This window comes from Nevskia sp., from assembly GCF_021732705.1.
Classification (GTDB): Bacteria; Pseudomonadota; Gammaproteobacteria; order Nevskiales; family Nevskiaceae; genus Nevskia.
In genome coordinates this window covers 239,277-256,510 of record NZ_JAKFUM010000003.1, presented here as the reverse complement: position 1 = coordinate 256,510, position 17,234 = coordinate 239,277, and the positions used below count along the sequence as shown (strand labels likewise).

Below are 17,234 nucleotides of genomic sequence, written 5' to 3'. Positions count from 1 at the left end.
TCCTGGAGAACATGCCCATGAGCGAAACCCCGACCACCGGCTTCAAGCCGAAGAAATCTGTGGCGCTGTCCGGCGTGACGGCCGGCAATACCGCGCTGTGCACCGTCGGCCGCAGCGGCAACGACCTGCATTACCGCGGCTACGACATCCTGGACATCGCCGAGGTCTGCGAGTTCGAGGAGATCGCCCACCTGCTGGTGCACGGCAAGCTGCCCACGCGCGCCGAGTTGCGCGCCTACAAGGCCAAGCTCAGGGCCATGCGCGGCTTGCCTGCCAGTGTGAAAGAGTCGCTGGAACGCTTGCCCGCTGGCGCCCACCCGATGGACGTGATGCGCACCGGCGTGTCGGCGCTGGGCTGCATCCTGCCCGAGAAGGACGACCACAGCCTGCCCGGCGCCCGCGACATCGCCGACCGGCTCATGGCCAGCCTGGGCTCCATGCTGCTGTACTGGTATCACTGGAGCACGCAGGGCCGCCGCATCGAGGTGGAGACGGACGACGACTCCATCGGCGGCCACTTCCTGCGTCTGCTGCACGGCACGACGCCGCCTGAGAGCTGGGTGCGCGCCATGCACACGTCGCTCAACCTCTATGCCGAGCATGAGTTCAACGCTAGCACCTTCACCGCGCGCGTCATCGCCGGCACGGGCAGCGACATGTACTCGTCCATTGCCGGCGCCATCGGCGCGCTGCGCGGCCCCAAGCATGGTGGCGCCAACGAGGTGGCCTTCGAGATTCAGAAGCGCTATGACAACCCGAACGAGGCTGAGGCGGACATCCGCCGCCGCGTGGAGGCCAAGGAGGTGGTCATCGGCTTCGGCCACCCGGTCTACACCGTCAGCGACCCGCGCAACGTCGTCATCAAGGGCGTGGCCAGGAGCCTATCGGACGAGGCGGGCTCCACCAAGATGTCTGACATCGCAGAACGGCTGGAGTCAGTCATGTGGGACGTCAAGAAAATGTTCCCCAACCTCGACTGGTTCAGCGCCGTCAGCTATCACATGATGGGCGTGCCCACGGCGATGTTCACGCCTCTGTTCGTCATCTCCCGCACCAGCGGTTGGGCCGCGCACGTCATCGAGCAGCGCGTGGACAACAAGATCATTCGCCCCAGCGCGAATTACACCGGCCCTGAAGACCAGCGCTTCGTGCCCATTGACGAACGCGCATGAGTTCCCAGTTCCGCAAGCCCCTGCCCGGCACGGCGCTGGACTGGTTCGACGCCCGCGAAGCTGTTGACGCGATCCGCCCGGGCGCGTGGGCGATGCTGCCCTACACAGCGCGTGTCCATGCCGAGAACCTGGTCCGATGCGCGGACCCCGAACATCTGAACAGCTACCTGCTGCAACTCATAGAGCGCCGACGTGACCTGGACTTCCCATGGTTCCCGGTTCGCGTGGTCTGTCACGACATCCTAGGTCAGACTGCGTTAGTGGACCTGGCCGGTTTGCGTGACGCGATCGCGGCCCAAGGCGGCGACCCGGCCGCGGTGAACCCCGTCGTGCCTGTGCAGCTCATTGTGGACCATTCGCTGGCCGTGGAGTGCGGCGGCTTCGACCCCGATGCCTTCCGCAAGAACCGTGAAATCGAGGACCGCCGCAATGAGGACCGTTTCCACTTCATCGAGTGGACCAAGTCGGCCTTCGACAACGTGGACGTCATCCCGGCGGGCAACGGCATCATGCACCAGATCAACCTGGAGAAGATGTCGCCGGTGGTTTATGTCCGCGAGGGCGTGGCCTTCCCGGATACCTGCGTTGGTACCGACAGCCACACACCGCACGTCGACGCCTTGGGCGTCATCGCCGTGGGCGTGGGCGGGCTGGAGGCGGAGAACGTCATGCTGGGCCGCGCATCGTGGATGCGGTTGCCGGACATCGCTGGCGTCGAGCTGACCGGCTGCCGCCAACCAGGCATCACGGCGACCGACATCGTGCTGGCGCTGACTGAGTTCCTGCGCCAGCAGAAGGTCGTGGGTGCCTACCTGGAGTTCTTCGGTGAAGGCGCCGAGAGCCTGTCCATCGGAGACCGCGCGACCATCGCCAACATGTGCCCTGAGTACGGCGCGACCGCCGCTCTGTTCTATATCGACTCGCAGACCATCGACTACCTGAAGCTCACCGGCCGAGACGACGCGCAGGTGCGCCTCGTAGAGCACTACGCTCGCACGGCAGGTTTCTGGGCCAGCGAACTGAAAGCGGCCCAGTATGAGCGCACGTTGCGCTTTGACCTCGGCAGTGTGGTACGCAACATGGCCGGTCCGTCCAATCCACACCGCCGGCTGCCGACCTCGGCGCTCCGCGAGCGAGGCATCGCGGTGGATTTGGACAAGGCTCACGCCCAGGAGGCGCGGGGCCAGATGCCCGATGGCGCTGTCATCATCGCGGCGATCACGAGCTGCACGAACACCAGCAACCCGCGCAACGTCATCGCCGCCGGCTTGCTGGCGATGAAAGCCAACCGCCTGGGCCTCGTGCGTAAGCCATGGGTCAAGACCTCGCTGGCGCCGGGCTCAAAGGCCGTGGAGCTGTACCTGAAGGAGGCCGGGCTGCTGCACGAACTGGAAAAGCTCGGCTTCGGCATCGTCGCCTTCGCCTGCACAACCTGCAATGGCATGAGCGGCGCGCTGGACCCGAAGATCCAGCAGGAGATCATCGACCGCGATCTGTACGCCACTGCCGTGCTGTCCGGCAACCGCAACTTCGACGGCCGCATCCATCCCTACGCGAAGCAGGCTTTCCTCGCGTCTCCGCCGTTGGTCGTCGCATACGCGTTGGCTGGCACGGTGCGTTTCGACATCGAAAACGATGTACTGGGCACCGTGGACGGACGAGAAGTACGCCTGAAGGATCTCTGGCCCGCTGACGAGGAGATCGACGCAGTGGTGCGTACCGCCGTGAAGCCGGAGCAATACCGCGCGGTCTACGACCCAATGTTTGCCATCCGCCCCGTGGAGGCCGAGCGCGCCGCGCCGCAATACAACTGGCGCCCGCAGTCCACCTACATCCGCCGCCCCCCGTACTGGGACACTGAAGGCGTCGGCGCGCTGGCCGCCAACCCGCGCACGCTCACCGGCATGCGGCCACTAGCCATCCTGCCCGACAACATCACGACCGACCATTTGTCACCGTCCAACGCCATCCTGCTCGACTCGGCGGCCGGCGAATACTTGGCAAAGATGGGTCTGCCCGAGAAGGACTTCAACTCTTACGCTACCCACCGCGGCGACCACCTCACCGCGATGCGCGCCACTTTCGCCAACCCGACGCTGAAGAACGAGATGGTACGCAACGACGATGGCAGCGTGCGCGCGGGCTCGCTGGCGCGCGTGGAACCCGAAGGTCGCGTCATGCGCATGTGGGAGGCTATCGAGAGCTACCTGACCCGCCGCCAGCCGCTCATCGTCATCGCCGGCGCCGACTATGGCCAGGGTTCGTCGCGCGACTGGGCGGCCAAAGGAGTGCGCCTGGCCGGCGTCGAGGTCGTGGTGGCCGAGGGCTTCGAGCGCATCCACCGCACCAACCTGATCGGCATGGGCGTGCTGCCGCTGGAGTTCCAGTCCGGTACCAATCGGCTGACGCTGGGTCTCGACGGCAGCGAGACCTTCGACGTCATCGGCGAGCGCACGCCGCGGGCCGTCCTGACGCTGCGCATTCGCCACAAGAACGGCGAGACCGCCTCCGTGCCGGTGAAGTGCCGGCTGGACACCGCCGAGGAAGTCTCGGTCTACGAAGCCGGCGGCGTGCTGCAGCGCTTCGCGCAAGACTTCCTGGCCGCACGGAAGACCCCCTGAGGACGACATGACGCATCCCGCACAGATTCGCATTCCCGCCACCTATATGCGCGGCGGCACCAGCAAGGGTGTGTTCTTCCGCCTGCAGGACTTGCCCGAGCCCTGCCAGCAGCCAGGTCCTGCGCGAGACCAACTGCTGCTGCGCGTGATCGGCAGCCCGGACCCCTACGGCAAGCAGATCGACGGCATGGGCGGCGCCACGTCGTCCACGTCCAAGACCGTCATCGTGGCGCCGCCGACAAAACCCGGCCATGACGTGGACTACCTGTTCGGCCAGGTTTCCATCGACGGCGCCTTCGTGGACTGGTCTGGCAACTGCGGCAACCTGTCCGCCGCGGTCGGTCCGTTCACCATCGCGAGCGGCCTGATGCCGGCCGACCGCGTGCCCGAAAACGGCATCTGCACGGTGCGCATCTGGCAGGCCAACATCGGCAAGACCATAGTGGCCCATGTGCCCATCACAAACGGCCAAGTGCAGGAGACTGGCGACTTCGAGTTAGACGGCGTCACCTTCCCGGCCGCCGAGGTGCAACTCGAATTTCTCGACCCCGCTGACGAAGGCGATGACGACAGTGGCGGTGCGATGTTCCCCACGGGCCGACTTGTCGATGACCTGGAAGTGCCGGGCATCGGTACGTTCAAGGCCACGCTCATCAATGCCGGCATTCCCACCATCTTCCTGAACGCGCAGGACATCGGCTACACCGGCACCGAGTCGCAGGATGCGATCAACGGCGACGCCCTGGCGTTGTCCCGTTTCGAGACCATCCGGGCCCGGGGCGCTGTGAAGATGGGCCTCATCCGCGATGTGGCCGAGGCAGCCCAGCGCCAGCACACACCCAAGGTCGCTTTCGTGGCACCGCCGGCCAGCTACACGGCCTCCAGTGGCAAAGCCATTGAGGCCGGTGATGTGGACTTGCTCGTGCGCGCGATGTCCATGGGCAAACTGCACCACGCCATGATGGGCACGGCAGCCGTGGCCATCGGCACGGCGGCCGCCATCCCCGGCACACTGGTCAATCTCGCAGCCGGCGGCGGCGAGCGTCATGCCGTGCGCTTCGGCCATCCATCCGGCACGCTGCGGGTTGGTGCCGAGGCCCGGCAGGTCGATGGCCAGTGGACCGTCACCAAGGCCGTTATGAGCCGCAGCGCTCGCATCCTGATGGAAGGCTGGGTGCGTGTACCCAGCGACAGTTTCTAAACACGGAATTCCAGATGTCTACCCGCAAGCAACTCAAGTCCCTCGTCGGCGCGCGCCGTGGCGTGCTCGTGCCGGGCGCTTTCAACGCCTTGTCCGCTAAGGTCATAGAAGACCTCGGTTTCGAGGCTCTGTATGTCACCGGCGCCGGCGTCACCAACATGTGGTTTGGCATGCCTGACCAGGGCTTCATGGGCTTAGCCGAGATCGCCAACCACACGGCTCGCATCCGCGATGCCGTGAGCCTGCCGCTCATCGTTGATGCCGATACCGGCTTCGGCAATGCGCTGAACGTGTATCACTCCGTGCGCACGCTAGAGCGTGCCGGTGCCGACTGCATCCAACTCGAAGACCAGGTTGCCCCTAAGCGCTGCGGCCATTTCTCGGGTAAGGAGGTTATCTCCACCGAGGAGGCCGTCAGCAAGATCCAAGCTGCCGTAGATGCGCGTCGTGATGCCGACTTCATGGTCATGGCCCGCACCGATGCTGCCGCCACGCTGGGCTTCGAGGCTGCCATCGAGCGCGCACAGAAGTTCGCCGAGGCGGGTGCGGACATTCTGTTCGTCGAAGCCGTCACGAAGGAGGACGAAGTGCGAGCGTTGCCCCAGCGGCTGTCCACGCCTCAGCTCATGAACATGGTCATCGGCGGCAAGACGCCCATCTTCAGGGCCGAGGAACTAGGACGTTTGGGCTACGGCATCGTGCTGTACGCCAACGCGGCTCTCCAGGGTGCCGTGATGGGCATGCAAAAGGCGCTGACTGCGCTGCGTGACGACAAGCAGGTTCTTGAGTCGAGCGGCTTGGTTGCATCCTTCGCCGAGCGTCAGCGCCTGGTTGGCAAACCGCAATGGGACGAGCTTGAACGTCGCTACACCTGAGAGAGCCATCAAGGTGGACAACTCGTTGCCTCGCGGCGTCGCTGGCCGCGCGGCAAACAACACGATCTAAGCAGGAGGTGATCGCAACACCAGCCGCTCGCATGGGTTTGAAATCAAATGGGTTGGAACGGCGGAGCCAGAACAACGAACAAGGAGGCCGCCATGGAACTGAGACTACTGCGCTACTTCGCGGCGGTGGCCGAGGAGTTGCACCTGGCGCGCGCTGCCGAGCGGCTGGGCATCGACCAGTCGCCTCTGTCGCGTGCGATGCGTGACCTCGAAAAGCTGCTGGGCGTAGCGCTGTTCGACCGTAGCAGCCGCCAGACGCGTCTGACCTGGGCCGGCCAGGTGCTGCTCGTGGAGTGCCGCCGCGTTCTGGCGACCGTCGATCAGGCGATCAAGGCCACCAAGGGCGCCGCGCAGGGCTACCAGAACTACGTGCGCATCGCCATCTGCGACAGCTTGGCCCAGCCGCGCATCGCCACCTTGCTCGCGCGCAGCCGCGAGGAAGAACCGGAACTGGAGATTCGCGTCTTCGAGCTGCCATTCTCACAGCAGCTCAAAGGGTTACACACCGACCTGCTGGACGTGGGCTTTGCGCTGTCGGCGGCGGTCAACCATGGCTTGGTGGCCGAGCTGGTGTGGACCGATCCGCTATCGGTGATCGTGCCGGCGCGGCACCCGCTGTTGGCACACACGCAGGTCAAGCTCGCCGACGCGCTGAAATTCCCGCTGGTGCTGTGCCACCCGGACGCGGCCTCGGGATGCCACGACCAGATCAAGGCGGTGCTCGATGATGCCGGGCTGCCGCTGAAAGTTGTGGACCACGTGACCAGCCTGGGGGTGATGCTGACCCTCGTGGGCGCCGGCTACGGCATCGGTTTCGCTATCGCTTCGCAGGTGCAGGCGCTGAATCGGCCGGACATTGCGACACGGCCGCTGGCGGGCACGCCACCGATCCTCTCGACTTACCTGGTGCGTCGCGGTGGCGAGCCCTCCGAGCCGCTGGCGCGGTTCATCAAGCGAGTGAAGAGCATGAGCAAGGCACCGAATGGTGAGCCCAGCACGTACTTGAGCGAACCTTGATGGCTGCCGCTGGCCGTCACCGGACGGCAGCGAAAGTACCTCGCGTTCGAGCGAGCGGCTGCGGTACACTAAGCGGCCATATCCCGAGGAGCGAACGGGATAAATCCGTTATCAATCAACGGGTTGGATGATTGGAACTGTTCCCATCACCCGCTCCAACTTCACGGCCCCGTGCCGGCGGCTTTCCCCGTTTCACCGCGGCCCGCTGGGTCATCGCGTGCGATTGACTCGGTGAACACTTGTTCGTATACCTGCCGAGCGGCGGGAATATCGATAGGTCCATTCCCGCTCGTTCCGAACAAGAACCTCTGAGCCGATCACGGCTCGACTGCGGTGCATGGGAGAAACACGATGTCGATCCGTTCGGCGGCGCTTGCCGCCGTGACTGTCTGTCTGCTGGCGACCGTGGCGGGCGCGCAGGCTGCGTCGCTGTATACCGGGCCCGGCCCGCGGCCCGGTCCGGACATCCTGTACGCCCCGGCGTTCGATGCGCCGCAGCTGCAGAACACCGGCATCTGGCGCGCCGCGCCGATCCTGATTTCCGGTGCCAGCGCCTATCGCGATGGCGAATTCCTGTATCAGGACTATCTCTACGACGATCACGGCGCGCTCGGCGTGCCGGACCCGACCGACCCGCGTACCGGCATTCCGGGCAACCCGCTGGCCGGCAACCTGTTCTCGCGCCCGGCCGGCAGCTACACCTACCCGCGCGATCCGATCTACGCGAACAACGCAGCCGATCTGGTCGAGTTCCGGGTGCGCGCGCTGACCGACGCCACGGCGTTCCGCGTCACGCTCAACACCTTGCTCGATTCGACGCGCAGCGCCTTCACCATCGCGCTCGGCACGCCGGGAAGTGCCGCGGCCGAGGCCCCGTTCGGGGCCAATACCCGCGCCCGCGCCGACTGGTTCCTGACCGTGCACGGCAACACCGCCGTGCTCAGCAATGCCCGCACCGGCGCGGTCTCCGCCGTGGCGCCGGTCGTTTCCGTCGATCCGGTGCGGCGGCAGATCGAGGTGCGCGTGCCGCGCAGCGTCTGGAATCCCGGCACCGGCGTCGCGCGCTTCGCGATCGGCGTGGGCCTGTGGGATGTCGCATCCGATCGCTACCTGCTGCCGCTGACGGCGGCGAGCCAGACGCGCCCGGGTGGCCGCGGCCGGCTGCTGACGCCGAGCGCCTTCTTCAATGCCGGCTTCCGGTACGACGAGTTGCTGCCGGACGTCAACGCCATCGCCCAGACGCTGGTGCTGCCGGCGTGGTGGCGCGATCGTCGACAGGCCACGACCCTGGCCGGCGGCGATTTCGGCAATTTCTATGCGACGGTCGACTTCGCCAAGCTCGCCGGCAACGTCAATGACGACATGGCGAACCAGCCCGGCGGCACGCCGACCGTCGGCGCGCTGAACCGGATCATGGCCAGCCGCTTCGAGACCGCGCAGGGCGCGAACTACAGCGTCGTCTGTGGCGGCAACGAGGGCTGTCTCGGCGAACTGCGCGGCCGCCTGCAGCCGTACGCGATCTACGTGCCGAGCAAGCCGGAACCGGTCGGTGGCTACGGCCTGACCCTGCTGCTGCATTCGCTGGCCGGCAACTACAACCAGTACAGCGGCAGCCGCAACCAGAGCCAGCTCGGCGAGCGGGGACGCGGCCACATCGTCATCACGCCGACCGGGCGCGGACCGGACGGCTGGTATGTCGAATACGCCGGGGCCGATACCTTCGAGGTCTGGGCCGATGCCGCGCGCCACTACAACCTGTCGCCGGATCACGTCGCGATCACCGGCTACTCGATGGGCGGCTACGGCACGTTCCGCAACGCCACGCGGCATCCGGACCTGTTCGCCGTCGCCCAGACCGCCGTCGGCCCGCCCGGTGTCGGCTTCTGGGTCCCGCCGTTCGAGCCGACCGGCGGCGAAGCCTCGAACACGTTCCATCAGCTGGCCGGCCTGCGCCATATCCCGATCCAGATGTGGATCATGCTGACCGACCAGCTGGTGCCGTTCCCCGGCCCGCAGCGGCAGGCGAACGAGCTGGCGCGACTCGGCTATCGCTACGAGTACCGCAGCCACACGCCGGGCGAGCATCTGACCTTGGCGATCAACGACAGCTGGGCCGATGCCGCCACCTTCCTCGGCGATGCCGTGGTCGACCGCAATCCGGCGCGGATCAGCTACGTGGTCAATCCGAAGATGGACTTCGCGAACGTCGGCATGGTCGCCGACCACGCGTACTGGCTGTCCGGCCTGCGCTTGCGCAATGGCACGGCGGATGCGCCGCGCGCCAGCATCGACGCGTTCTCGCATGCCTTCGGTGCCGAGCGCGAGCCGATTCCGAGCGGCATCCAGCGCGGCGTCGGCCTGCTGACCGACGGCTTCCTGCCGGTGATCGCGTATACCCGCCAGCTGCAGACCTGGGCGCGCGGCGCGGCCACGCCGATCGAGAATCGGCTGAGCCTGACCGTGCGCAATCTGGCCGCGATCACGGTGACGCCGTCCCGCGCCCGGCTCGGCTGCGACGCCGTGCTCGACGTCGACACCGATGGCCCGGTCACCGTGACGCTCGACGGCTGCCAGCGCAGCGTGCGTTACGGCGGCTGAAAACGGCCTGCCCGGCCGCTTATGATCGAGGCTCGCCCGACCGGACGCCTCGATCATGACCGGCAAGCTGCTGATCCTCCGTCGTCGCCGCTGCGCCGCCGCGCTCTTCGGCGTGTCTGCGGCGGCAACCGCCGCCCTGCCGCTGCCCGGCCGCGATGACGACGGCTTCGCGGTCCTCCATCACAGCGCGCAGCGAACGCTGATCGGCCCGATCGCCGACGGTGGCGATGGCTATCTGTACGGCGTTGCCGGCGCGATCAGCACGGACAACGGTGCGATCTATCGCTTCCGGCTGGCCGATGGCCAGATGCAGACGCTGGCCCCGCTGTCGTACACCAACGCCGCCGCCGGCACCTACCCGGCCGGCCTGCTGCTCGCCGCCGATCAGCGCGTCTATGTCACCGCCTCGCGCGGCGGCAATGCCGGCGAGGACGGCACGCTGTGGCGCGTGAATCCGGATGGCAGCGACTTCCGCACGATCGTCACCTTCCGCCGCGGCGGCGCCGACGGCTACTACCCGAACGCGCTGGTACCGGGCCGCGACGGCCGCCTGTACGGCACGGCCAGCGGCGACTATTCCGAGACCAACACGGGCGTCGTGTTCCGGGTCGAGGCCGATGGCAGCGGCTACACCCTGCTGCACCGCTTCATCCCCGGCGACGGTGTGATGCCGTACGCACCGCCGATCCAGAGCCGCTCGGGCACGCTGTTCGGCACGACCTTCGGCGGCGGCCCGCGCGGTGCCGGCACCGTCTACCGGATCGAACCGGACGGCAGCGGCTACCGGCAGCTGCATGCCTTCACCGGCAGCGACGGCAGCTTCCCGTCAGCGACCGTGACCGAGGGCCGCGATGGCTACCTCTACGGCCTGACCTCGATCGTCAATCCGTTCGCCGGACCGATCGTGCGGCCCGGTGGCACCGTGTTCCGGGTCGCGCCGGACGGCAGCCACTTCCGCGTGCTGCACACCCTGAATGCCCGGACCGACGGCTACGAGGGACAACAGGCGCTGGTGGAAACCGGCGACGGCGTTTTCCATGGCGTCACCCGCTATGGCGGCACGCACGATCTGGGGACGATCTTCCGGATGCTGGCACCGCCGGTGGTCCGGTTCGGCAGCGGCAACGCGGCACCGAGCGATGACGGCGGCAGCGCCACCGTGGTTCGGGGTCAGTCGCTGCGGCTGCACTGGGACGCGATCCATGCCGACGCCTGCACGGCATCCGGTGCCTGGCGCGGGTCGCGGGCGACGCGCGGCAGCGAAACCATCACGCCCGCGCTGCCCGGCCAGTACCGCTACACCTTGACCTGCGACGGACCCGGCGCGCCGACCACCGAAACCTTCACGCTGACGGTGAAGGCGCGCGCGTGACGCTCAGCGCGCCGCCGCTTCCAGCGCGGCGTGCAGTTCGCGCGCCGTCCAGTCGCGACGGCCGCCGCGTTCGGCATCGCGAATCAGCGCGACCAGGGTCGCGTTGACCGGCGCCTGCCAGCCCATCGACTCCGCGAGCTTCACCACCGCGCCGTTGATGTAGTCGACCTCGGTCGCGCGGCCGGCTTCGAGGTCTTCCCAGGTCGACGAGCGCGCCAGCGGATCGATCGCGACCATCTGCTTGGCGAGCCGGGTGAACAGGAAATCCGGCAGCGACAGCAGCCGCGGCAACCAGTGCGGCGGCACCTTGGTCAGCTGCGCCACCGGGATGTTCGCGGCATCGAGCAGCGCCAGGGTCTCCGCCTGCGCGGCGGCAAGGCAGCGGCGGAAGCCGCGCTGCGACAGCTCTTCCTTCAGCGGCACGCCGCTCAGCGCGTTGATCGCGTTGTTCAGGTTCAGCAGCAGCTTGCCCCACTGCACGGCGCGCATGTCGGCATGGCAAATCAAGACAAGGCCGCTGCGGCCGAACACCTCGATCAAGCCGAGGTCCTTGAGCGCGGGGTGATATTCGGACGCCAGTACGCCATCCGAACCGTGATGGAACCGCCCCTGCCCGCGCGCCAGCACGTTGAACGGCACCATCCCGGTCAGCACGGTCACGCCCGGCAAGCCGGCGCGCAGCACGTCGGCATTGCGCAGACCGTTCTGGAAGCTGATGACGAGGGCGCCGGGCTTCAGTCGCCCGGCCAGTTCCCGCGCCGCGACGTCGGTGGCGGCGGACTTGACCGTGACCAGCACGACATCGGCACTGCGCACGCTGTCCGGATCTTCCGAAAACCGGGCGATGCCGGGCGCCACGCGATGATCGGCGCCGTGCAGGTCGGTGCAGTGCAGGCCATGCGCGGCGACCTCGGCTGCGATCCGCGCGCGGCCGATGAAGTGCACGTTGGCGCCGGTGGCGAGCAGGCGCCCGCCGAGATAGCAGCCGACGCTGCCGGCGCCGAAGACGGCGATTTCCGGCTCGCTCATCGCGTGGTGCCCGGCGCCTGCGGCGCGAAATCCCAGGTCTTCAGCCGCTCGATGCTGTCGCGGTAGTGGCGCAGGCCGGTGGCGAGCAGCGTCGCGGCACCCAGCACGGCGACGGTCGAAACGATCAGCAGGCTGTAGCGCACGGCCTTGTCGTCGTGGAACACGTAGTCCGTGCACAACGCGACGGCCGTGGGCCCGAGGCCCAGACCGATCAGATTGACCACGAACAGATAGACCGCCGAGGCCTGGCTGCGCAGCGCGTTCGGCATGATTTCCTGAATCGCGGCCGGGGCCACGCCGAACGGCATCGCCAGGCAGAACACCGACGGCGCCAGCAGCAGCGCAGCCAGCTGCGGCGTCGGCGCCAGCGGGAAGCTGACGAGGAACGGCACCGAGGCGATCGCGCCGTACATCGCCACGCGCATCGCGGCATCGTGCTGGCCGCGCGCCAGCAGGCGATCGGCGAACCGGCCGCCGAAGACGATGCCGCTGGCACCGAACACCGCGGTGATCGCGCCGTAGACCAGCCCGGTCGTCGGGGCATCCCAGCCATAGGTGCGGATGAAGAAGCTCGGCACCCAGGCCGCCGCGCCGTACGCCGCGAACGACATCAGCGCCACGCCGACGTTGTGATGCAGCACCGTGCGGCGATTGGCGTTCATCCACGCCGCGAAATCCTTCAGCGGTACCGCCACGCCGGCGCCGACACCCTTGCGCGTCGGCTCCCGGATCGCGAGCACGGCGAGGCTGAACACGAGGCCGGACACGCCGAGCACGAGGAACACCATCTGCCACGGACGCACGTCCCCGACGATCGGCAAGGTGATCTCGCCGGCGGCGGACGCGAACTTGATGACCAGCCCGCCCAGCAGGAACGCGAGCCCGGAGCCGAGGTAGATGCCCATCGAATAGACGCTGATCGCGGTCGCCCGGCGCTCTTTCGGGAAGCTGTCGGCCAGCAGCGAGTAGGCGCTCGGACTCAGGGTCGCCTCGCCGACGCCGACGCCCATGCGGAACAGCAGGAAGGTGCCGTAGCTGCGGGCCAGACCGCAGCCGGCGGTCATCGCGCTCCAGAACACGAGGCCGGTGGCGATCAGGCCGCGCCGCGATCGGGTATCCGCCAGTCGCCCGAGCGGAATGCCGCAGATCGTGTAGAACAGCGCGAAACTCAGGCCCAGCAGATAGCTCATCTGCGTGTCGCTGATCTGCAGGTCGCGCCGCACCGGCGCCACCAGCAGGTTCAGGATCTGGCGATCGATGAACGAGAAGACGTAGGCGAGCATCAGGATCGCGACCGTGGTCCACGCCAGCCGCGCCGGCGGGTATTCGGTGCCCGTGGGCTGCATCGTCTCCTCCTGGTCGTTCTCGAGACCGGCTTCTGTGAGCCGGCTTGAGCCCGATCATAAGTGACTTTCAGTGTCGCCCCGTGCCGGCCCGCCTACCATCGTCCCATCGCCCGATTTTGGCCTCTGACCGGCCCCAACCCATGCATCCGACGCTTGCCGCCGACCTCGCCAACCTCGACCCGCTGCTCGAACAGGTGCGCCGCCACGCGGTGGCGGCCCTGCACGGGCTCGACGATCGCGCCGCCGCGCAGGCACCGGTTGCGCGCAGCGCATCGGCATTGCCGCAGCACGGCGCAGGACTCGCGGCCGCACTCGCCCGCTTCGAAGCGGACTGGCAGGCCGGCTTTTCCGGCAGCGCCGGGCCGCGCTATCTCGGCTTCGTCACCGGCGGCGCAACCCCGGCCGGGCTCGCCGGCGACTGGCTGACCGGCAGCTACGACCAGAATCCGACCGCCGGCATCGACAGCGCCGCGCCGGATCTCGAACGCGAGGCCGTGCGCTGGCTGCGCGAGCTGTTCGGGCTGGGCGACGACCATCGGGGCGTGTTCGTGACCGGGGCGACGATGTCGAACGTCGTCGGTCTGGCGATCGCCCGCGAATGGCTCGGCGAGCAGCGCGGCGTGCGGATCAGCGACGATGGTCTGGCCGCGCTTGGCCCGGTCACGGTGCTGTCGGGCGCGGCGCACTCCAGCATCTACAAGGCGGCCTCGCTGCTCGGGCTCGGGCGTTCGGCGGTCAGGACGGTGGCCCTGCTGCCGGGACGTGAAGCGGTCGACATCGCCGCGCTCGATGCGGCGCTGGCGGCGCAGCGCGGCACGCCGGTGATCGTGGTCGCCAACGCCGGCACCGTGAACACGGTCGATTTCGATGATCTGGCCGCGATTGCGGCGCTGAAGGCACGGCACCCGTTCTGGCTGCATGTCGATGCCGCGTTCGGCGCGTTCGCAGCCCTCTCGCCGCCGCATGCGGGGCTGGTGGCGGCGCTCGATGCCGCGGACTCGATCTGCATCGACCTGCATAAGTGGCTGAACGTGCCGTACGACAGCGCCGTGCAGTTCAGCCGCCGGCGCGACCTGCAGCAGCGCGTGTTCCAGAACGCGGCGGCCTATCTGAATGTGCCCGCCGCCGCCGCGGAGCCCGATTTCGTTCACCTGACGCCGGAAAACTCGCGCCGCCTGCGGGCGCTGGCCACCTGGTTCTCGCTGGCCGCGTACGGACGCGACGGTCATGCCGAGATCGTGCAGCGGAACATCCGGCTGGCCGCCTCGCTGGGCGCGCGGATCGATGCCACACCCGGCCTGCGCCGCCTCGCCCCGGTCCGGATGAACGTGGTCTGCTTCACGCTCGCCGAAGCGCCGAGCGAAGCCCGCGTGCAGGCCTATGTCCGCACGGTGCGCGACAGCGGCGACGTGTTCGTCACGCCGACCGTGCTCGACGGCATCTGGGCCGTGCGCGCCGCCTTCAGCAACTGGCGCACGACCGATGCCGATGTCGAGCGCGTGGCCGCCGCGCTCGCGCGTGCCGTGCCCTAGCTGCGGAACAGCCGTTGCGCGTACACGCCGAGCCCGCGGGCCACGCTGGCGAACGGATCGCCCATCACCGTGTCGGCGTTGTCGAACGCGGCCGAGATCGCGGCGCGCAGCGCGCGGATGCCGGTGGAGCCGCCGGTGAAGTAGACGGCGTCGATGGCCGAGGCGTCGAGCCCGGCGTCTTCGACGGTGGCGATCGCGGTCTGCACGATCTTGCCGATCGCCGCGTCGATCGCGCGCGCCAGCAGGTCGCCGTCGATGTCGATGCCGAGCCCGTCCTCGATGAAATCGAGATCGAGCCGCGCCCGACCGCCGTCGGCGACCTGCACCTTGGCGTCTTCCACGAGACCGGCGATGCGATGGCCTTCGCGCTCGCGCAGCACCTTCATCATCCGCTGATGGTGCACCGGCTGGTCGTAGAAGATGTCGAGGGTCTGGGCATCGGCCAGCGCCTTGCGGGCATACAGGAAGTTGATCTGGTGCCAGGTCGACAGCTCGAAATAGATCTGCGACGGCACCTGCTTGCCGTTGCGGCCGGGCGCGCCGAGGCCCAGGCAGGTCATCGCCGAGCGCAAGCTCAGGTACTGGTCGAAATCGGTGCCGGCGATGTGAATGCCGCCGTTGGCCAGCACGTCACCGCTGCGATCGAGATTGCGGGCCCGGCCCGGGCCGAGCCGCACCACCGAGAAATCCGAGGTACCGCCGCCGATGTCGGCGACGAGTACCACGGCGTCCTTCGTCAGTGCGCGTTCGTAGTCGAGCGCGGCGGCAATCGGCTCGTACTGGAAGCACACGTCGCGGAAGCCCACCGCTTCGGCGATCTCGCGCAGCGTGATCTCGGCCAGTTGGTCGCGTTCCGGGTTGTCGTCGACGAAATGGACCGGGCGGCCGAGCACCACCCGGCTCAGCTCGCCGCCGGCCTGCGCTTCGCCCGTGCGCTTCAGGTGGTTCAGGAAGCGGCTGATGATGTCGCGATAGGCCACCGGCTGGCCTTCGATGATCGTCGTCTCGTTGATCAGCTCGCTGCCGAGCAGGCTTTTCAGCGAGCGCATCAGGCGACCGCCGTAGCCCGCCTGGTACTCGGCGATGGCCTGCCGGCCGAACGCGACGGAATGCTCGTCGGCGTTGAAGAACACCGCGGTCGGCAGCGTTTCGCGATCACCTTCGAGCGCCACGAGCGTGGCGGAGGCGGCTGCGGAATCGCCGATGCAGACGGCGGAATTCGAGGTGCCGAAGTCGATGGCAGCGTAGGAAGTCATGGCGAGGTCGGCGCAATAACCGGTCGCGACGCGAGGTCGGAGCGGGTGAGGGCCGCGCAGTTTACCGGCATCGGCCATCGTCGATGACGACCCCGTAGACTGCGCGCGCCATGACCGACCCTGCCCGCACCCCGTTGAGCCCGAAGAAACTGCTGAACACCAAGTGGACCGCCGTGCGGCCGGTCAACAAGGAAAAGCACTTCCTCGTGATCGCGGTGGTCGAGCCGATGCCGCCGGAGGCGCCGGTGGTCGACATCGACCTGCAGGCCGTGCATTCCGGCCGCGTGCAGCGGATCGCGTGGCGGACGCTGACCGATGCGGCGGTGTGGAAACGCGGCTGGGTCTGAGGCTCGGTTGGCGGCTTCCCCAGCAGCTTGCCGGCTCGCCACACACAGACGTATATTGCGTATATACAAACGAGGTGCAGCCATGCAGACGCGCGTGTTCCAGAGCGGCAATTCGCTCGCCGTCCGGATACCCAAGGAACTGGCGATCGTCTCGGCATCTCAGGATGTCGAGATTGAAAGAGTGGGCGACAGTCTGGTGATCCGCCCGATCAAGCGGAAGAAACTGGCTGGACTCGGCAATGTGCTGGCCGGCTTCAGCCCTGATTTCATGGCCGACGGCCGCGATTTCCACGATGAACCGGATCGCGACTGGGGCCTTACGGTTCACGAGCCGCCGGCACTGGGCGAATACCGCGTAAAACCTTGAGCGGCGGCGCACCGTGCTGCATCTGCTCGACACCAACATCTGCATCTACCTGATCCGGCGGCAACCGGTGGCAGTGGTCGAACGCCTGGAAGCGTTGCACGAAGGCGAAGTTGCGATGTCGCTGGTGACTTATGCCGAACTGCGCGCGGGCATCGAGATGCAATCCCGCCATCGCGAGCAGGACGAACGGGTCTTGTCGCAACTGGTCGCGCTGATCCCGGTGCTGCCGCTCGATCTGGCCGTCGCCGAAGCCTACGGCCGCCTTCGGGCAGCGGTGCCCGACCGCCGCCGCAATGCCTTCGATCGCCTGATCGCCGCCCACGCGATCGCCACGAACGCGGTGCTGGTAACCAACAACGAGGCGGACTTCGACGGCTATCCCGGCTTGACGGTCGAGAACTGGACCAGTGGCCGCTGAGGCTTCCGCAAGCA

At 67.7% G+C, this 17,234-nt stretch carries 14 protein-coding genes; 11 read left to right on the top strand and 3 right to left on the bottom strand.

Annotated elements, in window-relative coordinates; translation table 11 throughout:
* The first annotated feature begins 17 nt into the window (after positions 1-17).
* The 7 genes from prpC to QZ951_RS03420 all read left to right on the top strand — a co-directional run bounded on the left by prpC (position 18) and on the right by QZ951_RS03420 (position 10,925).
* Positions 18-1,172: a 2-methylcitrate synthase gene (gene prpC / locus QZ951_RS03450; RefSeq protein ID WP_292998585.1), complete on the top strand. Its 1,155-nt coding sequence runs from the start codon at positions 18-20 to the stop codon at positions 1,170-1,172.
* Entirely contained in the window at positions 1,169-3,793 is a 2,625-nt protein-coding gene (gene acnD, locus QZ951_RS03445) for a Fe/S-dependent 2-methylisocitrate dehydratase AcnD (protein WP_292998583.1), read from the top strand. The genes prpC and acnD overlap by 4 nt, the downstream gene beginning before the upstream one ends.
* 7 nt (positions 3,794-3,800) lie before the next feature.
* Complete coding sequence (gene prpF / locus QZ951_RS03440) at positions 3,801-4,994, top strand: 2-methylaconitate cis-trans isomerase PrpF (protein WP_292998580.1); 1,194 nt, start codon at positions 3,801-3,803, stop codon at positions 4,992-4,994.
* 14 nt (positions 4,995-5,008) lie between these two features.
* A complete protein-coding gene (locus QZ951_RS03435) occupies positions 5,009-5,869 on the top strand; it encodes an isocitrate lyase/PEP mutase family protein (protein ID WP_292998577.1) in 861 nt (286 codons plus the stop codon).
* 162 nt (positions 5,870-6,031) lie between these two features.
* Positions 6,032-6,955, top strand: a complete 924-nt coding sequence (locus tag QZ951_RS03430) for a LysR family transcriptional regulator (protein ID WP_292998574.1) — start codon at positions 6,032-6,034, stop codon at positions 6,953-6,955.
* 351 nt (positions 6,956-7,306) lie between these two features.
* Positions 7,307-9,553 carry a glucodextranase DOMON-like domain-containing protein gene (locus QZ951_RS03425; protein WP_292998571.1) on the top strand — a complete coding sequence of 749 codons (2,247 nt, stop codon included), beginning with the start codon at positions 7,307-7,309 and terminating at the stop codon, positions 9,551-9,553.
* 55 nt (positions 9,554-9,608) lie between these two features.
* Positions 9,609-10,925, top strand: coding sequence for a choice-of-anchor tandem repeat GloVer-containing protein (locus tag QZ951_RS03420; RefSeq protein ID WP_292998569.1), 1,317 nt, complete (start codon positions 9,609-9,611; stop codon positions 10,923-10,925).
* 3 nt (positions 10,926-10,928) lie between these two features.
* Here the strand turns inward: QZ951_RS03420 and QZ951_RS03415 are convergent, their stop codons facing one another.
* Together QZ951_RS03415 and QZ951_RS03410 are read right to left on the bottom strand one after the other, a co-directional pair.
* Positions 10,929-11,954, bottom strand: coding sequence for a 2-dehydropantoate 2-reductase (locus tag QZ951_RS03415; RefSeq protein WP_292998567.1), 1,026 nt, complete (start codon positions 11,952-11,954; stop codon positions 10,929-10,931).
* Entirely contained in the window at positions 11,951-13,300 is a 1,350-nt protein-coding gene (locus tag QZ951_RS03410) for an MFS transporter (protein ID WP_292998565.1), read from the bottom strand. Before QZ951_RS03410 ends, QZ951_RS03415 begins: the two co-directional genes overlap by 4 nt.
* Before the next feature lie 140 nt (positions 13,301-13,440).
* On the opposite strand from QZ951_RS03410, the gene QZ951_RS03405 reads away from it, so the two are divergent.
* Positions 13,441-14,832: a pyridoxal-dependent decarboxylase gene (locus QZ951_RS03405; RefSeq protein ID WP_292998563.1), complete on the top strand. Its 1,392-nt coding sequence runs from the start codon at positions 13,441-13,443 to the stop codon at positions 14,830-14,832.
* Here QZ951_RS03405 and QZ951_RS03400 read toward each other — a convergent pair.
* Entirely contained in the window at positions 14,829-16,088 is a 1,260-nt protein-coding gene (locus QZ951_RS03400) for an Hsp70 family protein (protein WP_292998561.1), read from the bottom strand. The genes QZ951_RS03405 and QZ951_RS03400 overlap by 4 nt on opposite strands.
* Before the next feature lie 110 nt (positions 16,089-16,198).
* Here QZ951_RS03400 and QZ951_RS03395 point away from each other — a divergent pair, with 110 nt between their 5' ends.
* The 3 genes from QZ951_RS03395 to QZ951_RS03385 all read left to right on the top strand — a co-directional run bounded on the left by QZ951_RS03395 (position 16,199) and on the right by QZ951_RS03385 (position 17,220).
* On the top strand, positions 16,199-16,435 hold the full coding sequence (locus QZ951_RS03395; protein ID WP_292998559.1) for a TIGR02450 family Trp-rich protein: 237 nt from the start codon (positions 16,199-16,201) through the stop codon (positions 16,433-16,435).
* Positions 16,436-16,517: 82 nt separating this feature from the next.
* Positions 16,518-16,802 (top strand): AbrB/MazE/SpoVT family DNA-binding domain-containing protein, encoded by a 285-nt coding sequence (locus QZ951_RS03390; protein WP_292998557.1) that lies wholly within the window; start codon positions 16,518-16,520, stop codon positions 16,800-16,802.
* A 13-nt stretch (positions 16,803-16,815) separates the two neighbouring features.
* Positions 16,816-17,220, top strand: coding sequence for a type II toxin-antitoxin system VapC family toxin (locus QZ951_RS03385; RefSeq protein ID WP_292998555.1), 405 nt, complete (start codon positions 16,816-16,818; stop codon positions 17,218-17,220).
* Positions 17,221-17,234 lie beyond the last annotated feature (14 nt).